Genomic DNA, 18,517 nt, shown 5'->3' on the forward strand with positions numbered 1-18,517 from the left:
GTTTCACGCGGTTTTTGTCAGATAGTTCATGCCGCTCTGAACTATCTTGTGGGCCGGGGGCTTTTGCTTGTCGACGCCTCCGCCAGCCGCTACGCCCCCGCCAGCCGCTACGCCCCGGCCCACAAGATAGTTCGTCTATGATGTCAGGAGTTGTGGTGGTCGTTAATTGGTGGGGCGAGGCCGCCGCCGGAAGAGAGAAAAGAGACGGCGGGGGCGGCGTCAGATGTGTAAAAGAGACGGCGCCCCCGCCGTGGAACCGGTCCACCAGCTCGGCCACGTACTGCCCGGCCTCGGGGCCCTCGTAGGCCTCTACCACGTCGGCGACCAGCCCGGCCTCGCGGATCTCGCCCTTGTCCACCCACAGCGCGGTGTTGCACAGCTGGGCCAGGAAGTCGTTGGAGTGGGAGGCGAAAACCAAAATGCCGGAGCGCTCCACCATCTCGGCGAGGCGGACGCGGGCTTTGGCCATGAAGGCGGCGTCGACGGCGCCGATGCCTTCGTCGAGAAGCAAAATCTCCGGCTCGATGGACGTGACTACCCCGAGTGCGAGGCGCACCCTCATACCGGTGGAGTAGGTGCGCAGCGGCATGGAGAGGTAGTCGCCGAGCTCGGAGAACTCCGCGATCTCATCCATTTTGGCCTTCATCTGCTTGCGCGTCTGGCCGAGGAAGAGGCCGCGGATGATGATGTTCTCGTAGCCCGAGATTTCCGGGTCCATGCCCACGCCGAGGTCGAACACCGGGGCCACGCGACCTCGCACCTCCGCCGAGCCGCGGGTTGGCTCGTAGATGCCGCTGAGCAGGCGCAGCAGGGTGGACTTGCCGGCGCCGTTGTGGCCGACGAGCCCCACGCGGTCGCCTTCGCGCAGGTGCAGGTTGATGTCGCGCAGCGCCTCGACCACCACGGTGTTGGAGGCGTTTTTGCCGATCCTGCCGCCGGCGCTGGACATCACCGCCTTCTTCAGCGAGCGGGACTTCGCGTCGAAGATGGGGAAGTCCACGCAGGCGTTGTAGGTGTCAATAGAAACCATGGGTGTCTCCTCAGCGTCTCTTAGACCCAGTACGGTACGCGGAACCGCATCCGCTTCATGGCAAACAGCGCGATCAGGGTGCCCACGGCGGTGCAGGCGAGCACGATCAGCCAGTGGTAGCCGGCCACGGGCTGGTTGATCAGGGGCGCGCGGACAATCTCGAGGTAGTGGTAGAGGGGGTTGATCTCTGCAAGCAGAGCTCGCTTGGCGACGTCTCCCCCCTGCTCCTTCAGCGTTTGGGTTGTCCACACAATGGGGGTGACGTAAAACAGCAGCTGCACCAGGGCCTCGAGCAGGGGCGCGACGTCCCGGTACCGGGTGGCGATGATGCCGAAGAGCATGGTCACCCACACCCCGTTGAGCACGAGCAGCAGCAGGCCGGGGACGGCGAGGAGCGTGTGCCAGGAAAGCGGGATGCGGAAGATGATGACCAGGATCAGCCAGATCACCATGTTGTGGGCGAGGAACAAGAGCTGGCGCCAGACCAGGCGGTACACGTGCACGGATAGGGCCGAGGGCAGCTGCTTGATCAGGCCCTCGTTCTCAATGAAGACGTTGGCGCCGTCCTTGATGCACCCGGAGATGAAGCCCCAGACGATGAAGCCGACGGTGACGTGGGGCAGGAACTCGGCCACGTCGATCTGGAACAGCATGGAGTAGAGCAGCCCGAGCGCCAGGGACATCACGCCGGTGGCGATGGTGATCCACAGCGGGCCGAGGGTGGAGCGCCGGTAGCGCTGCTTGATGTCCTGCCAGCCGAGCTGGAGCCACAGCTCGTGCTGGCCCCACCCGCGGGCGAGGTCCCGCATCGCCATGCTCCACGTCTTGGAGTTGGATGGCGGGGTCTCGGAGACGGGCGAGCTGGTCATGCGGGCGGCGTCGGCCCGCAGCTGATCTCTGTCCTGCACGGTGTTCACCCTAGCGCCCGCACCCACACGCACCCGCCCGCACACCCGCACGCGGCGGCTGGCAAGGGGACGAGCAGGGGGTATGCAGCCGCAAAGGTGGCCGTGCATAATAAGTAACCCGTAGGCCGGAGAGACCATGTGAGGAGGGCAGGCGGCGTGGCGTATGACGTAGCTGAGGTCCGCGGCCTCTACACGTCGCTGTCGGACGGCTGGACGTACCTCAACGCGCACGACGCCCCGCAGGTCCCGGAGCGGGTCTCTTCGGCGGTGGCGCGTTCCTTCCGTCTGGCGTCCACGGTGCCGCAGCCGGAGCCGGTGCGTGGCAGCCACTACCGCCAGCAGGCGGGCCGCCCGGAGGGGGACGCGTACTTGGCGGACGCGCGCTCGGCCGTGGCGGACCTGGTTGGCGTCTCGCCGGAGCGCGTGGTTCTCGGCCCGGACCTGCCGGCGTTGTACATGGCGTTGGTCACGGCGATGCGCCCGCTGTTTCGCCGCCACACCTCGGTGGTGCTCAACAACGTGGAGCGCCCGAGCCTGAACCGGATTCTCACCCGCGTGGACGCGGAGCTGCGCTGGGCGCAGGCGGACTTGGCCACCGGCGAGCTGCCGGCGTGGCAGTACGCGGAGTTGGTGGACGGCTCCACCCGCCTCATTGCGGTGCCGGCGGCGCACCCGGAGCTGGGCACGGTGGTTGCGGTCCGCGAGATCGCGGACCGTGTGCGGGAGCGTTCCAGGGCTTGGGTGCTTGTCGACGCATCCTCTTTCGCCCCCTACCGCCCCCTGTCCTTCGAGGGCTTCGGGGCGGACATCATCGCCCTGGACGTGGCCGAGCTCGGCGGGCCGCAGATAGCGGCCCTGGTGTTCCGGGACGACACCATGTTCCGCCGCATCGACCGCGACGTGCTGCAGCTGGCGGTGTCGCCGGGGCTGGCGGGCGGCGTGTCCGCCACGGTGGAGCACTACGCGTCCCTGGCGGGTGCCGGGGCGGGCTGCCGCTCGCGCCGGGAGCGCCTGGTCAAATCCATGGGCGAGGCCGCCGAGTACATGGACCACCTGCGCGAGGACCTCTACACCTTCCTGGGCACCCTGCCGGTGGTGCACGTGGTGGGCGTGTCCGGGGAGGCCGCGGAGCACGCCAGCCTGGACCGCATCCCCCGCCTGACGTTCGGTGTGAACGGGGTGCCGTCCTCGACCGTGTCGCAGCGCTTGGTTGCGAATGGGGTGGTGGCAACGGAGGCGTCGTTAAGCACACTGCTCCTTGAAATGGGAGTGGGCGAGATGGGCGGCGCCGTCACCGTGGGCCTGGGGCCCTTCAACACGCAGGCCGATGTGGTGCAGCTGACGCGCACCGTGGCGAGCCTGGCCTAGCGCACCTCGAGCACGATTTTGCCGGTGCTGGCGCCGGAGTCGAGGTGGTCGTGCGCGCGGGCGGCCTCGGCGAGCGGGAACGTGGCCGAGATGTTGGGGCGGATCAGGCCGGCCTCGATGAGCGGCCACACGTGTTCCACGGTGGAGCGCACGATGTCCGCCTTCATAGTGCGAGGGCGGGCGCGCAGCGTGGTGGCGTGCAGCGATTGGCGGCGCGGCATCATCCGGCCCAGGCTGATCTCGCCTTTCGCGCCGCCCTGCAGCGCAATCACCACGATCTGCCCGTCCGTGGCCAGGGCCTTCACGTTGGGCTCGAGGTAGGGCCCGCCCACCATGTCCAGGATCACGTCCGCCCAGCCGCGCAGCTCCTCGGCGAAGTCCTGCTCGCGGTAGTTGATGGTGATGTCCGCGCCCAGCTCGCGGCAGTACTCGAGCTTCTCAGCGCTGCCTGCGGTGGTGGCCACCTCGCAGCCGAGGGCCTTGCACAGCTGGATGGCAAAGGAGCCGATGCCGCCCGCGCCCCCGTGGATGAGCACCTTTTTGGCGGTGCCGTCCGCGTGCGGCTCCGCAACGCCCGCGAGCATGCCCAGGTTGGACCACACCGTGCACGCCACCTCGACCACCCCGGCCAGCTCCGCCAGGCTGAGGTTGTCCGGCTTGGGCAGAAGCTGGCCCTCCGGCACGGCCACGTACTCGGCGTACCCACCGCCGGCCAGCAGGCAGCCCACCTCCTCGCCCTTCGCCCGGCCAGTGGTGCCCGGGTCCTCGATCACGCCGGCGCACTCCAGGCCGATGATCTCGGACTCGCCCTTCGGCGGCGGGTACTTGCCGGCCGCCTGCACTAGGTCGCCGCGGTTCACCCCGGCCGCGGCGACGCGCACGAGCACCTCGCCGTCCTTGAGCTGCGGCATGGGGGCGTCGGTGAGCGCGAGGGAGCGCGGGTTGTCAGGATCAGTCAGCGTGATGGCTTTCATGCCTGTTCAGCGTAGCGATATTGACGTCAACCCGCGGTCGTCCTGCGGCTGCGAGAGAAATTACTCGCACAGGACCGGGCATCTCCATCCTGGACGCCGCCCTTCGCACGGGCCTCGCCGATCGGCGGGGCCCGTTTTCTCATGTAGTAAGGTAATTCCGTTGCTGTAGGGCAACGTGGAGACGTGGCAGAGCGGCCGAATGCACCGGTCTTGAAAACCGGCGAGGTTAATCCCTCCAGGGGTTCAAATCCCCTCGTCTCCGCTCTTTTCTGGGGGAGCATTTGCTTGTCGACGCCCCCTTCTAGGGCGCTTATGCCCCGGCGGTCTCCGGGAAGAGCTCCGGCATGGTATGGAACTGGCGCTCGCCGTCGAAGTCGGAGGCAACCGCGCTGAGGATGCCCATGGCGCGCTTGGTGGCCGGGCGGTTCTGGCCGGCAACCACGCGCACGCGCTCGATGGGGAAGGTGCCGCGCACCTGGGCGACAGCGCTGCCGCCGGTGCGGTGGCCGAAGTCTGCGCCCATCAGCGGGGCGACGTCCTCGAGGCGCTCGGCGGAGCGCACGTCGCTGCCCGCGCCGGAGCGGTCATCGAAACGCCACGAGGACCCCTCAAGGTCCCCGAGGGGCACGCCGAGCAGCACGATCTCCCCGTTGCCGGCCTGGAGGGCGGATGTCTTTGGAGTGAGGAAGAAGGGAACGGACTCGCTGTCGCCGGCAAGGGGGCCGTCGGTAAGCGAAGCAAGCTCGGCGGGGAACCAAACGAGCCAATTGGAGGGGTCGGTGTGGTCCCCGCATGCGCAAAAGCCGGAGTTGAGCCAGGTGTTGAGTTTCATGGGCACGAGTATACGGGCGTTTTCGGTGCGCACGCGGGGCAATGCGCTGGTGGTGGCCAACCGCGGGCCACGGGCGGTCGCGCCGCTTCCCGCGGCCATGAATATAAAAAGATAATTCACCTACCTGGTCTTTTAGGTCCTGCTTCCGCAGATTTTTGAAGATCCTCGGAACTACGCGGCCTTCGGTTGTCCCTTGTCCTATTTCCGAAGGCCCCATTTGGTTGGTGCACCCGCGTGGACTAGACTGTTGCGAGGTCTGGAGACGTGCCAGAGTGGCCGAATGGGGCTCCCTGCTAAGGAGTTGCCCTCTTGACGAGGGCCGCAGGTTCAAATCCTGTCGTCTCCGCCAGGCGCCCGTAGCTCAACGGATAGAGCATCTGACTACGGATCAGAAGGTTGGGGGTTCGAATCCCTCCGGGCGCACAGAAAAACCCCAGCTGAGCTGGGGTTTTCGCGGTTCCAGGGCTAGGCGGGGCGGTTCGTCTCCACCACCGGTGCGGCCTTCTCCACCGGCTGGGCGGGGGCCGCCGGCGCAGCACCACCGGGGATGCACGACACCACGGCAACCGCCGCGAGCAGCGCGATCACCGCGCCGACCGCGCCGCCCGCTACTGCGGTGATCTGTTCGGGCTGCACGTTGAACTGCGCCGCGGCGTTGTTGAACACCTCGGCCGCCTGCGCCGCGAGCTGCTCCAAGCCCGGGATTCGCACCTGTTGCGCCAGGGCAATCGGTACCAGTGCCGCGAGCGGCAGGCCCAGGCCGGCAAGGGCCACGATGCAGCGCGGGCTAGTGATGCCGCCGCCACCGTTAGAGGAGCCGAGCGAGGAGTTCGCGTTGTCCGTGATCACAGGGTTCGCGTTACCGGTGATCACGGGGTTCGCGTTGCCGGTGACCACGGCGCTGTTGTTGCTGCCGTTGTTCGAGCCGTTGTCTTTGATCTCAACTGTTGGGTTGGCGTTGCCGGTGATGACTGGGTTCGCGTTGCCGGTGACCACGGCGCTGTTGTTGCTGCCGTTGTTCGAGCCGTTGTCCTTGATCTCAACTGTTGGGTTGGCGTTGCCGGTGATGACTGGGTTGGCGTTGCCGGTGACCACCGCGCTGTTGTTAGAGCCGTTGTTGGAACCGTTGTCCTTGATCTCGACGTTCACGGTCGGGTTAGCGTTGTTGGTGATGACCACGCTCGGGTTGCCGTTGTTGGAAGCAATGGCGTTGTTGGTGATCACCACGTTGATCAGCCGGCCTGCGCCACCGCCGCCCTCACCCGTGCCGCCGCCACCGCCGCCGCCAAGCAGACCGCCGATGGAGCCGAGGATCCCGCCGAGGCCGCCGGTGCCGCCGCCCAGAATCCCGCCCAAGAGGGTGCCCAGGATGCCCGCCGCGGTGCCGGCCACATCCTTCGGCTCCGTCTTCGGGTTCTTGGCCATGATGCGCAGCTTGGCATCGAACTTGTCGGTGCCGTCGTTAACCCTGATCGGCAGTTCAAGGTAGCCGGCGGAGAAGCTGTTCGGTGGGGTCACCACAACCTTGCCGTTCTGAGAGGAAATCTTCCAGCCCGGAGGAGGCGTGATGCCAGCCTTTTCAAGGGTCACGCCCTCGGGCAGCGTGAGCCCCTCAATGGTCTTCGGCTGGTTCGTCTTTTCAAAGTCCAGCTCGTAGGTCTCGTTAAGGTCATCCTCCCACTTCTGCGGGGTGCGGGAATCCACCACGTTGACCTTGAGTGTCGGGCGGTAGGTGTTGCCGTTGGCCTCGGTGACCTTAACCGGGATATCCACCTCGCCGGTCTCGAACGCGGTGGAAGACTGCGGACGGATCAGGACGAGAGTTCCGTTGTCGTTGCGGAACTTCCAGTTGAAAATCGTGTCGGTGGTCGGCTCGACCTTCGTGCCCGGGTCGAGCTGGAGGCCCTCCACCACTGCTTCCTTCTCGTTCCAGAAGTTTGCGGTGTTGTAGCGCTGGTCGAACTTGCCCTGGTCAGCGTTATCTGGGGCCTCATCGATGATGTTGAGCTTCAGGGTTGCCTTGTAGGTCGCGCCGTTCGACTCGGTGACGTTGACGGCGATGTCCTTGTCGCCCTTGTTGAATCCGATGCTGGTGGCAGGGCGGATCGCCACAAGCGCGCCGCCGTCATTACGGAAGTTCCAGTTCTTGATAAGCGTGTCCTGCTCCACCTTCGTGCGCGGGTCGAGCTGGAGCCCCTCCACAGCGGCTTCCTTCTTGTTCCAGAAGTTCGCGGTGTCGTAGCGGTCGTCGAACTTTTGCTTGTCGACGCCCGCCGGTGCGGCCTCCGGCTGCGTTGGGTCCGTCGGCTGCTCGTCAACCACGTTGACCTTCAGGGTAGTGGTGAAGGATTGGCCGCCCTGGGGGGTGACCTTCACTCGAATGTCCACGTCCCCGGTCCTGAATGCGGTGCTGGACTGCGGGCGAATGAGCATCAGGGTGCCGTTGTCGTTGCGGAACTTCCAGTTGAAGATGGTGTTGGTGGTCGGCGCCACCTTGGTTCCCGGGTCGAGTTGCAGGCCGTCGACGGCCGCTTCGTTAACATTCCAGAAGTTGCCGGTTGTGTAGCGCTGGCTGAAGTCAGCAACCGTCTGCGCAGCGGCGGCCGGGAGGAAGGATACGGATGCAGTCTCGGGCACTACTACGGACGGGGTGAGCAGCGCGAGGGACAGGGCGCCGGCCGCGACGGAGATGCGGCGGGAGCGGATGGGTTTTGCCACGGGGGCTCCTTCAGAAAACCAGGGGCGGGGGGGGGCGGCGGACTCGCGCCGGGGCGGAGTCGTTGAAAACCATGGGTAGTATCGCAAAACCTTCTGGGTTTTTTACAGCGGAACGCGGAAGGAACGCGAAATTTGGGGGCGCGGGATGTGGCGGGTGCCCCCGGGGAAAGGTGGGAAGGGGGCGTCGAAAAGCATGCAACCTGCGGTTTTGGTGGAACCCTCCGTTCGGTGTAGTCTCACTTCTCGTTGCAAGCGCCCGTAGCTCAACGGATAGAGCATCTGACTACGGATCAGAAGGTTGGGGGTTCGAATCCCTCCGGGCGCACCAAACAAAACCCCCGTTCAGCGGGGGTTTTCGCGTCTCCGGGTACGGGGGAGTGGCGTGAGAGTTCCCTTGGCGTAAGCGTTGAGAAGTCGCAGTGTGACGGCTATGTTGTTGGGTGGCTATGTGGGTCGCGCCGTGCGCGCCCTTATTCAACGAGAGGTACGCATGAAGAATTCAAGGAACCCCCGTCGCGTTGCTGGCATTTCGCTGGCCATCGCGGTCGCCGGCGCAGCTACGGTCGCGCCTGCCGAGGCGCAGCCGTCGCCCTCGTTGAGCACCCCGGCCCCGGATGCGCCGGCCGCCGCCACCCCGGCCGCGGCGCCGAAGGCCGATCCCTCCGACGTGAAGCGCATCGTGGCCACCCTGCAGAACGGCGTGGGCAGCTTGGAGCGCGCCGCGGGCTCCATCCTTACCCCGCACGCGGGCAGCGGCAGCGCCAACGCGCGCTACTCCTCCGGCGGCTGGACCTACACCGCGGTGGCGCACAACCCGTCGGCGGACCGCCTCTACGCAGTCTCCACGGGCGAGGGCGGCAAGCCGGCCGGCCACCTGCTGCGCTTCATCCCGTGGATGGATGAGGTCGCGGACCTCGGCGCGCTCGACCTCAAGGGTGTGGACACCAAGGACATCGCCTCCGCCGCCTTCACCCCGCACGGCACCCTCGTGCTCTTCTCCGGCTCCCAGATCCGCACCATCGACCTCTCGGATGATGTGGTGAAGGAGCGCGTGGAGCAGATCACCGCCGTGCCCGTGAAGAGCCTGAAGCTGAAGGTGGAGGGCAACCCGGGTGACGTCGGGCTGCCCAGCGCGTGGGCCTCGCTCGGCGAGAACGAGCACGAGCTTTACGCCGTGTCCTCCTCGCCGGAGGGCCGCGAGTACAAGTGGGCGCTGGACACCACCACCGGCCGCATCCGCATCTCCGAGCTGAAGGTCGCCGCCGGCGCCAAGCCGCAGGAGCTGGGGGGCCTGAACTACGCCTACACCAAGAACCGGGACACGCTGGTGTTCGCGGACGATGAGGCACGTACCCTCGAGGTGCGCGGCGACGAGGTCACCGCCACAAACTTCGGCGGAGAGATCATCGACAACCTGCGCGAGATCGCCTACCTGCGCGTCGGCGCGCCGTACAAGCCGGTCACCCAGGTGGACAAGCCGGCCCCGCTGCCGGGCAGCGCACCGGTCTCGCCCACCACCAAGAAGGCCGCGCCCACCTTCAGCGTGCCCACCGTGGTTGCGCCCTCGTCGGAGCCGACCGCGTCTGAGAGCGCATCGCTTGTCGACGCACCCGAGGACCAAACCGCCACCCCCGAGCAGCCCGCCGACACCCAGGCCGTGCCCGCGGTGACCACCACCGAGGCTCCGGCGCAGGACCGCACCGTCAAGTTCACCGTCGCCGACGACGCCGGCCACGCCAAGTCCGGCGTAGCCGTGGAGATCGACGAGCTGGGCATCTCCACCAAGACCGACAAGAACGGCCAGGCCTCCGCGGAGATCCCGGCTTCCGCCGGCGACGTGACCGCCTACATCGACGGCCAGCCCTCCACGGTGACCGCGGGCGAGCTGAGCCACCGCGTTACCCTGTTCGCAGGCACCGACGGCGAGGCTGACGCGCCCGCCGCCGACAAGGACACCGATAAGGCTGCGGCGTCGGTTGAGGTACAGCTCACCGTCAAACTCGCCGGCAAGGGCATTGCGGACGCGGAGATCACGAGCTCGGACAAGAATGTAACAATTATTGATCCGAAGACTGACGCGAACGGCGTAGCGCTCATCCGGGTGCCCGCCACGGGTTCCTACCCGGTGAAGCTCAAATTCGGAAGTATTGAGAAGGACATCCGAGTTTCCGCGGGCGGCACTGATCGAGAGATCCAGTTGGATCAGCAGACCTCATCCGAGGCCAGCAAGCCCGCCACCGGGAAAACGGTCGAGGGGCAGACCATTAAGGTCCGTGTGGTGACCGCGAACGGGGACCCGGTTCAGTTCGCCCAGGTCTACAACATGGGCGCGACCAAGATCGAGACCCGCACCTGGGATAACCTAAACGACACCTCCGAGAACGCCGGTCTGACCGACGAGAACGGCTGGGTGGCTGTCTACATTCCGGGCCCGGTAGAGAGCGATAAAAAGCTGACGCTCTCGGTGAAGACGGCGCCGTCCGGTTACCGGACCACCTCCGAGGATGTTGTGGTGACCAAGGAATATCTCGAGCTGAAGCTCCCGAAGGCCTCCACCACCACCAGCTCCACCAAGTCGCGCCCGCAGGAGATCCTAGACGTGATCGAGGAGGTGCAGCCGCTGGTGGCCGCCATCGCGGGTCCGGCTGCGGTGGGCGCGGGCCTGAACGGCCGCTCCGGCAAGAGCACGACCACCAAGACCACGTCCGCCACCACCACGGCAACCACGGGCGTGCGCAGCACCAACCTGAATGACACGGTGGTCACCGGCCGCACCACCGCGGCCTCCACCACGGCGGGGAAGAAGGCGAGCTCGGGCGGCTCGGCCAGCTCCGGCGGCTCGAACGGCGGCAGCAAGTCCACAAAGAGCACCAAGAGCAGCACGTCCACCACCAAGACCACCGCGCGTGACGGGGATCTGGCGGATACCGGTACCCCGATGACCACGGTGATCACGCTGGGTGTGCTGGCGCTTCTGATCGGCGGGGCATACATCGCCTTCGGCCGCCGCCGAGACGCGTAGGGGTCTCGCGCAAGGGGCCTCGCGCTGGGGGCTGTGCCCAAGCGCGGGGCTAGGGGGCGTCGAGAAGCAAAAGCCCCCTAAAACACCTCGACGCGGCCGCCGAGCGACTCGATCTGCTGCAGCTGCTGCACCCACCCGGGGCCGCCTGGGTGGACGCGCATGACGGGGCGCGAAGAAATGGCCACGGGGGAGACGGACTCGCGGCGGGCGCCGGAACGGGCGGACATGCGCACGTGGGCGCGGTGCCCGGCCTCAGCGAGGTGCTCCATCGAGGGGTGCTCGGCGGCGAGGCTGTCGCGGGCGTCTTGCAGCACCTCGATGAACTCGTCCAGCACGCCCACCAGCGGTTCCGCGTTGGTCTCGCACATGTTGCGCACCAGCGAGGGCTGCGTGCCGGCCACCCGCGTGGCGCCCTTGAAGGAGCCGGCGGCGAGGGACTGCGCGAGGGTGCGGCCGCGGTCGCCGACGATGGAGAGGGACTCCGCAATTACGTGCGGCAGGTGGGAGACGCGCGCGACGGCCTCGTCGTGCTTCACGGCCGAGACGGGGACGGACTCGGCGCCCACAAGCGCCGCCATGGTGCACACCTCGCGGAACAAGTCGGCCCAGGCGGCGGGCACGCGCTCGACCTCTGCGGCGTAGTCGTACGTGACCACCCACGCGGCGCCCACAAACAGGCCCTCCTGCGAGGCGGCCCAGCCGGACGCCTCGGTGCCGGCCATGGGGTGCCCGCCCACGTAACGCTCGAGCATGCCGCGCTGAGCAACCAGGTCGTGCACCGGGCGCTTCACGGAAACCACGTCGGTGATGCCGCAGGTGGGGGCGTGCGCTGCGATGGCGTCCAGCACCTCCGCCACCACGTCGAAGGGCACCGCGATCACGATCAGGGCGCCCACCTCCTCGGCGCGGCGCAGAACCCCGGGCAGGTCGGTGGAGACGTCGAAGCCGTCGGCCGCGGCCTTGCGCGCCCCCGCGCCGGAGTGCGTGTAACCGAACACGCGCTCACCGTGCGCCGCCAGGTCGCGCATCAGGGAGCCGCCGATCAAACCGTTGCCGATGATGCACACGGGGCGGAGGGTGGGGGTGTCGCTCATGCCGTCCGAGTGTAGGCGAGTGCGCCTGCGCGGCGGGGCGGGCGGGGCGGGGACGGACCACGCCGGGGCAACATGACGCAGGAGTACGAGGACGGCTACGCGGGCACGGTCGCGCGCGCGGACGGCGGCTGGGTGGTGCGCGAGTTCGAGGACGATTTCACCGACCTGAGCACCTCCATCAAGGCGGTGCGCGCGCTGCGCAGCGAGGGCGCGGCCTTTGCCATCCTCAACGTGGAGGAGGACTACCTGGTGGTGGTGCGCCCGGGCCCGAGTCGCACGCGCCTCCTGCTTTCCGACGCCACGATGGCGGTGGACGACGACTTCGCCGCGGACATCCTGGACGAGGCAGGCTACGAGGTGCCGGACATCGACCCGGACGAGCTGGATGACGTGGAGGCGTGGGCCGAGGGGGACTTCGCCATCTTCGAGGACCTCGGCCTGTCCGAGGAGCGTTTGAGCATCCTGCTCGATGACGACGCGGATCCGCGCGATCTCGCCGAGACCATCGCCGAGGACCTGGGGTTTTTGGACGAGCTCACGGATGCCGTTGGCTAGCCCCAGCCGCCCGGAGCGGGTGGCGCGGGAGCGGATGCGCGAGGCGCTCGCCCTGGCGCGGACCACGCCGCCGGGGGACGTACCCGTGGGGGCTCTGGTCTACTCGCCGTCCGGCGAGGTCATCGGCCGCGGCGTGAACCGTCGCGAGGCGCGCTTGGACCCCACCGCGCACGCCGAGGTTGAGGCCATCCGCGACGCCGCCCGCACCCTCGGCTCGTGGCGCCTCGACGGCTGCGAGTTGGTGGTCACCCTCGAGCCGTGCACCATGTGCGCCGGCGCCATACTCGGCGCCAGGGTTCGCTCGGTGGTCTTCGGCGCGTTCGAGCCGAAAACGGGGGCGGTGGGCTCGCTTTTCGACGCCATCCGGGACCCGCACCACCTCCACCAGGTGGAGGTCCGGGGCGGCGTGCTGGAGGAGGAGGCGGCGCAGGTGGTGGGGGCGTTCTTCCGGGAGCGTCGATAAGCAAACGCTCCTGTAATGGAATTGTTACCCCGCCCCAAGCTTTCGTCCCTACACTAGGTGGAACACGTTACGTCAACGAAAAGGAGATCCATCATGGCTTTTGAAGGCAAGGGCGACCAGCTCAAGGGCGATCTGAAGCAGGCAGCCGGCGAGGTTACCGGCAACGAGCAGCTGCAGAACGAGGGCAAGGCCGACAGCCTCCTCGGCGGCGCGAAGGAGAAGCTCGCCGAGGCCGGCGACGCGATCAAGGACAAGGCCAACGAGGTTGCCGCCAAGGTCGAGGACAAGGTCAACGAGCACGAGGCTGAGAACGAGGCCGAGAACCGCTAGGCGCCTCGCGAGCAATTTGGCCGCGTGGACGCTCACCCGTTACGCTAGCTAGCGGTAGCGTGTCCGAGCGGCCGAAGGTGCTCGCCTCGAAAGCGAGTGTGGGTCAAACCACCGCGGGTTCAAATCCCGCCGCTACCGCCAAACATAACCGGCACCACCTGCAGCCGCAGGCGGTGCCGGTTTTTTAAAGTTTTGCACCCGGGAAGGATGTGGCTGTGGCGAAACTGCTGTACAAGCTTGGGCGCTGGTCCTACGTGCACGCGTGGCGCGTGATCCTCGCGTGGCTGCTCATCCTGGCGGCCGCGGCGGGTGCGGCGTTCGCCCTGTCCAAGCCGTTCTCCTCGGACTTTAACGTCTCCGGCACGCCGGCCATCGACGCGCTGCAGACGCTGGATGACAACTTTCCGGGCCAGGGCGGCATTGCCAAAGCCCCCAGCGTGAACCTCGTCTTCGCCGCACCCGAGGGCCAGCGGCTCGACGCGCCTGCGTACATGGCGGCGATGGACGCCACCGTGGACTACATCCGCGACAACCTGGGCGGCATCGAGGGCACGGAGCGCTTCGGCAACCCGGTGCGCGTGAACCACGACCTGGGGCGGCAGGTGGTGGGGCAGATGACGGCGATGGGCCTGCCGGAGGAGGCCGCGAAGCAGGACGCGTACTACTTGCGCATGCTTTCCGACGACGCCCGGATCGGCTACACCACCTTCGAGTTCGACGCGGAGACCAACTTCGCCGTCACGGACGAGGACAAGCAGGTGGTGGCGGACGCCATGGAGATCGGGCGCGAAGCCGGCCTGCAGGTGGAGGCGGGCGGCCCCGGCTACGGCGACGCCATCGCGGTGAACACCACCTCCGAGCTGATCGGTATCGGCGTGGCCCTTCTGGTGCTCATGGTCACCTTCGGCTCCCTGATCGCCTCGACCATGCCGATTGTGGCCGCCGTGGTGGGCGTGGGCATCGGCGCGCTGGCCATCCTCACCACCACGCACTGGGTGGAGCTCAATGACGTCACCCCGGTGCTGGCCGTCATGATCGGCCTGGCGGTGGGCATTGACTACTCCCTGTTCATCCTGTCGCGCTACCGCCAGGAGCGCCGCCGCCTCCCGGGGCCCGAGGCAGCGGGCATGGCGGTGGGCACCGCCGGTTCCTCCGTGGTCTTCGCCGGCACCACCGTGTTTGTGGCGCTGGTGGCGCTCGTGCTGGCCGGCATCGAGTTCCTCTCCTGGATGGGCCTGGCCGCCGCCTTCACCGTGCTGGTGTCGGTGCTGGTGGCGCTGACCATGCTGCCGGCGCTGCTCGGCGCGTGGGGTGAGCGAGCCTTCGGGCTGAAGATCCCGGGCATCGCCGGCAACGCGGGCCCCGGCGCACGCCCGGGCAAGGACCTGGACACCCGCTCCATGGGCCGCAGCTGGGTGGGCTTTGTGCGCAAGTTCCCGGCCGTGGTCATGGCCGCGGTGGTGCTGGGCCTCGGCGCCATGTCCGCCCCGGTGCTGGGCCTGGAGATGGCCCTGCCCTCAGACAGCACCTCCAACAAGGACACCACGCAGCGCAAGTCCGCCGACCTGATGGCGGAGGGCTTCGGCCCCGGCGTGAACGCGCCCCTGTTGATGGTGGTGGACGCCCACGCCGTGAACCCGGACGCCGAAATCCTCCGGCCGTACATGAACGCCATCCCGGATGCCGCCGGCGGCCGCGCCCAGAAGGCGGCCTTGGCCAGTTTCCTGTACGCGGTGCAGGAAACCAACGCGGTGGCCGGCATCGAGCACGCCCAGATCATCGGGGTGAACGAGGACTTCACCGCCGCGCAGATCCTGGCCACCCCGGACGGCGGCCCGGAGGAGGAGCACACCCTTGAGGTGGCGCACGGGGTGCGCGAGTCCGACGCCCGGATCGAGGACGCCACCGGCGTGCACGTTGGCCTGACCGGGCTCACCGCCGTGCAGATGGACATCACCGAGGAGCTCTCCGGCGCCATGCCGCTCTACCTGGCCATTGTGGTGGGCCTGGCCATCGTGCTGCTGATGATTGTCTTCCGCTCCATCATGGTGCCGCTGGTGGCCGGCCTGGGCTTCCTCCTCTCGGTCGGCGCCGCGTTCGGCCTGACGGTGCTGGTGTGGCAGGACGGCCTGTGGGGCCTGGTGAACACCCCGGCGCCCATCTTGTCCTTCCTGCCCATCTTCCTCATCGGCGTCACCTTCGGCCTGGCCATGGATTACCAGGTCTTCCTGGTTACCCGCATCCGCGAGCACTACATCGAGCTGCGCGGCGCGGGCGACCCGGAGGCCGAGCGCCGCGCGGTGGAGGAGGCCGCCGTGGAGGGCTTTACCCAGGGCGCGCGCGTGGTCACGGCCGCGGCGATCATCATGATCTCGGTGTTCGTGGCTTTTATTAACCAGCCTTTGCCGTTCATCCAGATCTTCGGCTTCGCGCTCGGCGCCGCCGTGCTGTTCGACGCATTTTTCGTCCGCATGTCCCTGGTCCCCGCCACCATGTTCATCCTCGGCCGCTCCACCTGGTGGATGCCCAGGTGGCTGGACCGCATCCTGCCCGAGGTCGATGTTGAGGGCACCGAATTGGAGGTAGCGAAGTGAGTGAAGACATCACGTTTGAGCAGGGCATTGTGCTTGACGACGCACCCGGTGCGCACGGCCGCACCGGCACCATCCACACCCCCCACGGCGACATCGCCACGCCCGCGTTCATCCCCGTGGCCACGAAGGCCACGGTGAAAACGCTCACCCCGGAGCAGATCCGTCAGACCGGCGCGCAGGCCATCCTCTCCAACGCCTACCACCTGTACTTACAGCCCGGCCCGGACATCGTGGACGAGGCGGGCGGCGTGGCCGCCTTTGAAAACTGGCACGGCCCCACCTACACCGACTCGGGCGGCTTCCAGGTGATGAGCCTCGGCGTGGGCTTTAAAAAGGTGCTGGCCATGGACATCGCCGGCTTGACCGAGAGCGACATCCGCGCCGCGAACAAGGACCGCATGGCCCGGGTGGATGATGACGGCGTGGACTTCAAGTCCGTCATCGACGGCAGCGCGCACCGCTTCACGCCCGAGGGGTCCATGCAGATCCAGCACTCCCTCGGCGCGGACATCATGTTCGCCTTCGACGAGCTGACCACGCTGGTGGACACCCGGGATTACCAGGAGCACTCGGTGGAGCGCACCCGCCGCTGGGCCAAGCGCTGCCTGGACGAGCACGACCGCCTCACCCGCGAGCGGGTAGGTAAACCCAAGCAATCGCTGTGGGGTGTGGTGCAAGGTGCCCAGTATGAAGACCTGCGTAGACAAGCAACGCGCGGCCTGCTCGAGCTGGACCGGGAGGCGCGCGACGCAGGCAGGCGCGGATTCGGCGGCTTCGGTATCGGCGGCGCGCTGGAGAAGGAGAACCTAGGCACCATCGTGGGCTGGGTGACGGACGAGCTGCCGCAGCACATGCCCCGCCACCTGCTGGGTATCTCGGAGCCGGACGACATCTTCACTGCCGTGGAGGCCGGCGCGGACACTTTCGACTGCGTCGCCCCCACCCGCCTCGGGCGCCGCGGCGGCGTGTACACCCTGGATGGGCGTTTGAATCTCGCTGGCGCGAAGTTCAAGCGGGATTTCCGCGGGGTGGACGAGGAGTTCGGCGGGGACGTCTCCGAGAACTACTCGCGCGCCTACATCCACCACCTGCTCAAGGCCAAGGAGTACCTGGCGGGCACGCTGTGCACGATGCACAACCTGGAGTTCATGATCCGCCTGGTGGACAACATCCGCGCCGCGATCGAGGCCGGGGATTACGAGGCGTACCGGGACGAGTTCTTGGGGCGCTACTACGCGTCCCGCCGCTAGTTGCTGAGGGTATTGACGTTCTCACAGCCCCGCTTTACTCTGTACCTGCGTCTTTGCAGGAGGTGGGCTATGACAACCTTGAGTGCCAATGAATTCAGCCGGGACGTGGGAGCTGCAAAGCGAGCTGCGCTGCAGGAGCCGGTAGTCATCACCGATAGCGGCAGGGCATCACACGTGTTGCTCTCAGCCGAGCGTTACTCAGCGCTGGTGGCTCAGACGACGGATTGGGCCAGTTTGCTGCACATGGACGGCGACGAAATAGAATTCGATCCCCCGCGCGTTGACTTCGAGCCTCGGATACCGAAGTTTTGAGGTACCTACTCGATACAAACGTGGTGAGCGAGTTGCGGAAGCCCGCCACAAAAGTCGACCGTGGAGTTTTAGAGTGGTCGCAGCGGCATCCTCTCGACGCTCAGTATGTCTCTGCATTAACCATATTTGAGCTAGAAGTGGGAGTGCAGCGCAAGGAACGGGTTGATCCAGATCAGGGAGTTCGTCTGCGGCTATGGCTTGAGGGTCAAGTGAAGCCGTTATTTCAAGAACGAACGTTGCCCTTCGACAGTGAGGTTGCCGTGGCAGCGGCTGATGTACAAGCCATCGACCCACGGCCGCTCGCGGACCTCTTCATTGCGGCGACTGCACAGGTGCACGGGTTGAGCGTGGTTACCCGCAACGAGCGGGACTTTGTAAATCTCGGGGTGCCGTGGGTCAACCCATGGTCTACGAGGTCGCGTTAAGCGCCTCTTCTTTCCGCCGCACCCACGCGATGGTGGGGTAGGTGATGGGCAGGAGGATGACCTCCATGAGGGTCTTCCACAGGAAGCCCACCACCACGTAGTTCACAAACTCGCCCGCGGTGGCGATGCCGATCACCCCGGCGGCGATGGAGCAGAAGAGCAGGGTGTCGGCGAACTCGCCGACGATGGTGGAGCCGATCAGGCGCGCCCACAGGTTGCCGGTGCCAAACCGGTCCTTCATCCGCTGCAGCACCCACGCGTTGAGCAGCTGGCCAACCACGTAGCCGGCCAGGGAGGCGGCGACGATGCGCGGCAGCAGCCCGAGTACGGCGGCAAACGTGTCCTGCATGTCGTAGAAGTCCGCGGCCGGCAGCGCGATGGCGATGTAGAAGGACGCGACCGCCAGCAGCGCTATGCCGAAGCCGGTGAACACCGCGCGCTTGGCCGCGTTGTAGCCGTAGACCTCGGCGATCACGTCGCCGATGACGTAGGAGATGGGGAAGAGGAAGAAGGCGCCGTCGGTGATCAACGGGCCGAGGGCGACGCCCTTCTGCGCGGTGATGTTGGAGATGAGGAACACGGCGCAGAACACGGCGACCAGGTACGGGAACGGCGAGCGGGTAACGCGGGGTGACATGCGCA

The 18,517-nt window shown here is 67.0% G+C and carries 15 protein-coding genes, 5 tRNA genes and 1 pseudogene; 14 read left to right on the forward strand and 7 right to left on the reverse strand.

Translation table 11 applies throughout. The features are described 5' to 3' along the window. Nucleotides 1-250: 250 nt before the first annotated feature. Together wzt and wzm are read right to left on the reverse strand one after the other, a co-directional pair. A pseudogene (gene wzt, locus BN4252_RS07650) lies at nt 251-1,030 on the reverse strand (galactan export ABC transporter ATP-binding subunit Wzt/RfbE); the annotation flags it as partial. Nucleotides 1,031-1,050: 20 nt separating this feature from the next. Beyond that, a complete protein-coding gene (gene wzm, locus BN4252_RS07655; RefSeq protein WP_066529335.1) occupies nt 1,051-1,899 on the reverse strand; it encodes a galactan export ABC transporter permease subunit Wzm/RfbD in 849 nt (282 codons plus the stop codon). A gap of 195 nt (nt 1,900-2,094) precedes the next feature. Here wzm and BN4252_RS07660 point away from each other — a divergent pair, with 195 nt between their 5' ends. Continuing rightward, on the forward strand, nt 2,095-3,306 hold the full coding sequence (locus tag BN4252_RS07660; protein ID WP_066528550.1) for an aminotransferase class V-fold PLP-dependent enzyme: 1,212 nt from the start codon (nt 2,095-2,097) through the stop codon (nt 3,304-3,306). Here the strand turns inward: BN4252_RS07660 and BN4252_RS07665 are convergent. Beyond that, nucleotides 3,303-4,280 (reverse strand): NAD(P)H-quinone oxidoreductase, encoded by a 978-nt coding sequence (locus tag BN4252_RS07665; protein ID WP_066528557.1) that lies wholly within the window; start codon nt 4,278-4,280, stop codon nt 3,303-3,305. The genes BN4252_RS07660 and BN4252_RS07665 overlap by 4 nt on opposite strands. A gap of 177 nt (nt 4,281-4,457) precedes the next feature. Between BN4252_RS07665 and BN4252_RS07670 the strand changes: the two genes are divergently transcribed. Beyond that, nucleotides 4,458-4,542: transfer RNA gene (locus BN4252_RS07670), tRNA-Ser, on the forward strand. A 48-nt stretch (nt 4,543-4,590) separates the two neighbouring features. Here BN4252_RS07670 and BN4252_RS07675 read toward each other — a convergent pair. Then, on the reverse strand, nt 4,591-5,112 hold the full coding sequence (locus tag BN4252_RS07675; RefSeq protein ID WP_096877787.1) for a hypothetical protein: 522 nt from the start codon (nt 5,110-5,112) through the stop codon (nt 4,591-4,593). A gap of 258 nt (nt 5,113-5,370) precedes the next feature. Here BN4252_RS07675 and BN4252_RS07680 point away from each other — a divergent pair. Together BN4252_RS07680 and BN4252_RS07685 are read left to right on the forward strand one after the other, a co-directional pair. Then, nucleotides 5,371-5,461: transfer RNA gene (locus BN4252_RS07680), tRNA-Ser, on the forward strand. Nucleotide 5,462: 1 nt separating this feature from the next. Beyond that, a tRNA-Arg gene (locus BN4252_RS07685) sits at nt 5,463-5,535 on the forward strand. Between the two features lie 42 nt (nt 5,536-5,577). On the opposite strand, the gene BN4252_RS07690 is transcribed toward BN4252_RS07685, so the two are convergent. After that, on the reverse strand, nt 5,578-7,830 hold the full coding sequence (locus BN4252_RS07690; protein WP_066528565.1) for a hypothetical protein: 2,253 nt from the start codon (nt 7,828-7,830) through the stop codon (nt 5,578-5,580). Nucleotides 7,831-8,082: 252 nt separating this feature from the next. On the opposite strand from BN4252_RS07690, the gene BN4252_RS07695 reads away from it, so the two are divergent. Together BN4252_RS07695 and BN4252_RS07700 are read left to right on the forward strand one after the other, a co-directional pair. After that, a tRNA-Arg gene (locus tag BN4252_RS07695) sits at nt 8,083-8,158 on the forward strand. A 162-nt stretch (nt 8,159-8,320) separates the two neighbouring features. Continuing rightward, complete coding sequence (locus tag BN4252_RS07700; protein WP_066528566.1) at nt 8,321-10,852, forward strand: hypothetical protein; 2,532 nt, start codon at nt 8,321-8,323, stop codon at nt 10,850-10,852. 77 nt (nt 10,853-10,929) lie between these two features. Here the strand turns inward: BN4252_RS07700 and BN4252_RS07705 are convergent, their stop codons facing one another. Next, nucleotides 10,930-11,946 (reverse strand): prephenate dehydrogenase, encoded by a 1,017-nt coding sequence (locus BN4252_RS07705; protein ID WP_066528568.1) that lies wholly within the window; start codon nt 11,944-11,946, stop codon nt 10,930-10,932. Nucleotides 11,947-12,018: 72 nt separating this feature from the next. Between BN4252_RS07705 and BN4252_RS07710 the strand changes: the two genes are divergently transcribed. The 8 genes from BN4252_RS07710 to BN4252_RS07745 all read left to right on the forward strand — a co-directional run bounded on the left by BN4252_RS07710 (nt 12,019) and on the right by BN4252_RS07745 (nt 17,875). After that, on the forward strand, nt 12,019-12,501 hold the full coding sequence (locus BN4252_RS07710) for a tRNA adenosine deaminase-associated protein (RefSeq protein ID WP_066528571.1): 483 nt from the start codon (nt 12,019-12,021) through the stop codon (nt 12,499-12,501). After that, entirely contained in the window at nt 12,488-12,964 is a 477-nt protein-coding gene (locus BN4252_RS07715) for a nucleoside deaminase (RefSeq protein WP_066528575.1), read from the forward strand. The genes BN4252_RS07710 and BN4252_RS07715 overlap by 14 nt, the downstream gene beginning before the upstream one ends. Before the next feature lie 93 nt (nt 12,965-13,057). After that, nucleotides 13,058-13,294, forward strand: a complete 237-nt coding sequence (locus BN4252_RS07720) for a CsbD family protein (RefSeq protein ID WP_066528577.1) — start codon at nt 13,058-13,060, stop codon at nt 13,292-13,294. Between the two features lie 53 nt (nt 13,295-13,347). Next, nucleotides 13,348-13,435 (forward strand) — tRNA-Ser (locus BN4252_RS07725). Nucleotides 13,436-13,509: 74 nt separating this feature from the next. Next, nucleotides 13,510-15,888 carry an MMPL family transporter gene (locus BN4252_RS07730; protein WP_066528579.1) on the forward strand — a complete coding sequence of 793 codons (2,379 nt, stop codon included), beginning with the start codon at nt 13,510-13,512 and terminating at the stop codon, nt 15,886-15,888. Next, complete coding sequence (gene tgt, locus BN4252_RS07735) at nt 15,885-17,138, forward strand: tRNA guanosine(34) transglycosylase Tgt (protein ID WP_230208605.1); 1,254 nt, start codon at nt 15,885-15,887, stop codon at nt 17,136-17,138. Before BN4252_RS07730 ends, tgt begins: the two co-directional genes overlap by 4 nt. A gap of 69 nt (nt 17,139-17,207) precedes the next feature. Further along, the gene (locus BN4252_RS07740) at nt 17,208-17,450 is read left to right on the forward strand and encodes a type II toxin-antitoxin system Phd/YefM family antitoxin (protein ID WP_066528587.1); all 243 of its coding nucleotides are present in this window, start codon (nt 17,208-17,210) and stop codon (nt 17,448-17,450) included. Beyond that, complete coding sequence (locus tag BN4252_RS07745) at nt 17,447-17,875, forward strand: type II toxin-antitoxin system VapC family toxin (RefSeq protein ID WP_078056833.1); 429 nt, start codon at nt 17,447-17,449, stop codon at nt 17,873-17,875. The genes BN4252_RS07740 and BN4252_RS07745 overlap by 4 nt, the downstream gene beginning before the upstream one ends. On the opposite strand, the gene BN4252_RS07750 is transcribed toward BN4252_RS07745, so the two are convergent. Further along, nucleotides 17,859-18,512 carry a queuosine precursor transporter gene (locus BN4252_RS07750; RefSeq protein ID WP_066528595.1) on the reverse strand — a complete coding sequence of 218 codons (654 nt, stop codon included), beginning with the start codon at nt 18,510-18,512 and terminating at the stop codon, nt 17,859-17,861. The genes BN4252_RS07745 and BN4252_RS07750 overlap by 17 nt on opposite strands. Nucleotides 18,513-18,517 lie beyond the last annotated feature (5 nt).

The sequence above is a fragment of the Corynebacterium bouchesdurhonense genome (assembly GCF_900078305.2).
In the GTDB taxonomy this organism is placed as follows: domain Bacteria; phylum Actinomycetota; class Actinomycetes; order Mycobacteriales; family Mycobacteriaceae; genus Corynebacterium; species Corynebacterium bouchesdurhonense.

Coding starts and splice junctions, on each gene's coding strand:
- wzm (WP_066529335.1), bottom strand. CDS start 1,899: ATGACCAGCTCGCCCGTCTCCGAGACCCCGCCATCCAACTCCAAGACG.
- BN4252_RS07665 (WP_066528557.1), bottom strand. CDS start 4,280: ATGAAAGCCATCACGCTGACTGATCCTGACAACCCGCGCTCCCTCGCG.
- BN4252_RS07675 (WP_096877787.1), bottom strand. CDS start 5,112: ATGAAACTCAACACCTGGCTCAACTCCGGCTTTTGCGCATGCGGGGAC.
- BN4252_RS07700 (WP_066528566.1), top strand. CDS start 8,321: ATGAAGAATTCAAGGAACCCCCGTCGCGTTGCTGGCATTTCGCTGGCC.
- BN4252_RS07705 (WP_066528568.1), bottom strand. CDS start 11,946: ATGAGCGACACCCCCACCCTCCGCCCCGTGTGCATCATCGGCAACGGT.
- BN4252_RS07710 (WP_066528571.1), top strand. CDS start 12,019: ATGACGCAGGAGTACGAGGACGGCTACGCGGGCACGGTCGCGCGCGCG.
- BN4252_RS07715 (WP_066528575.1), top strand. CDS start 12,488: ATGCCGTTGGCTAGCCCCAGCCGCCCGGAGCGGGTGGCGCGGGAGCGG.
- BN4252_RS07720 (WP_066528577.1), top strand. CDS start 13,058: ATGGCTTTTGAAGGCAAGGGCGACCAGCTCAAGGGCGATCTGAAGCAG.
- BN4252_RS07740 (WP_066528587.1), top strand. CDS start 17,208: ATGACAACCTTGAGTGCCAATGAATTCAGCCGGGACGTGGGAGCTGCA.
- BN4252_RS07750 (WP_066528595.1), bottom strand. CDS start 18,512: ATGTCACCCCGCGTTACCCGCTCGCCGTTCCCGTACCTGGTCGCCGTG.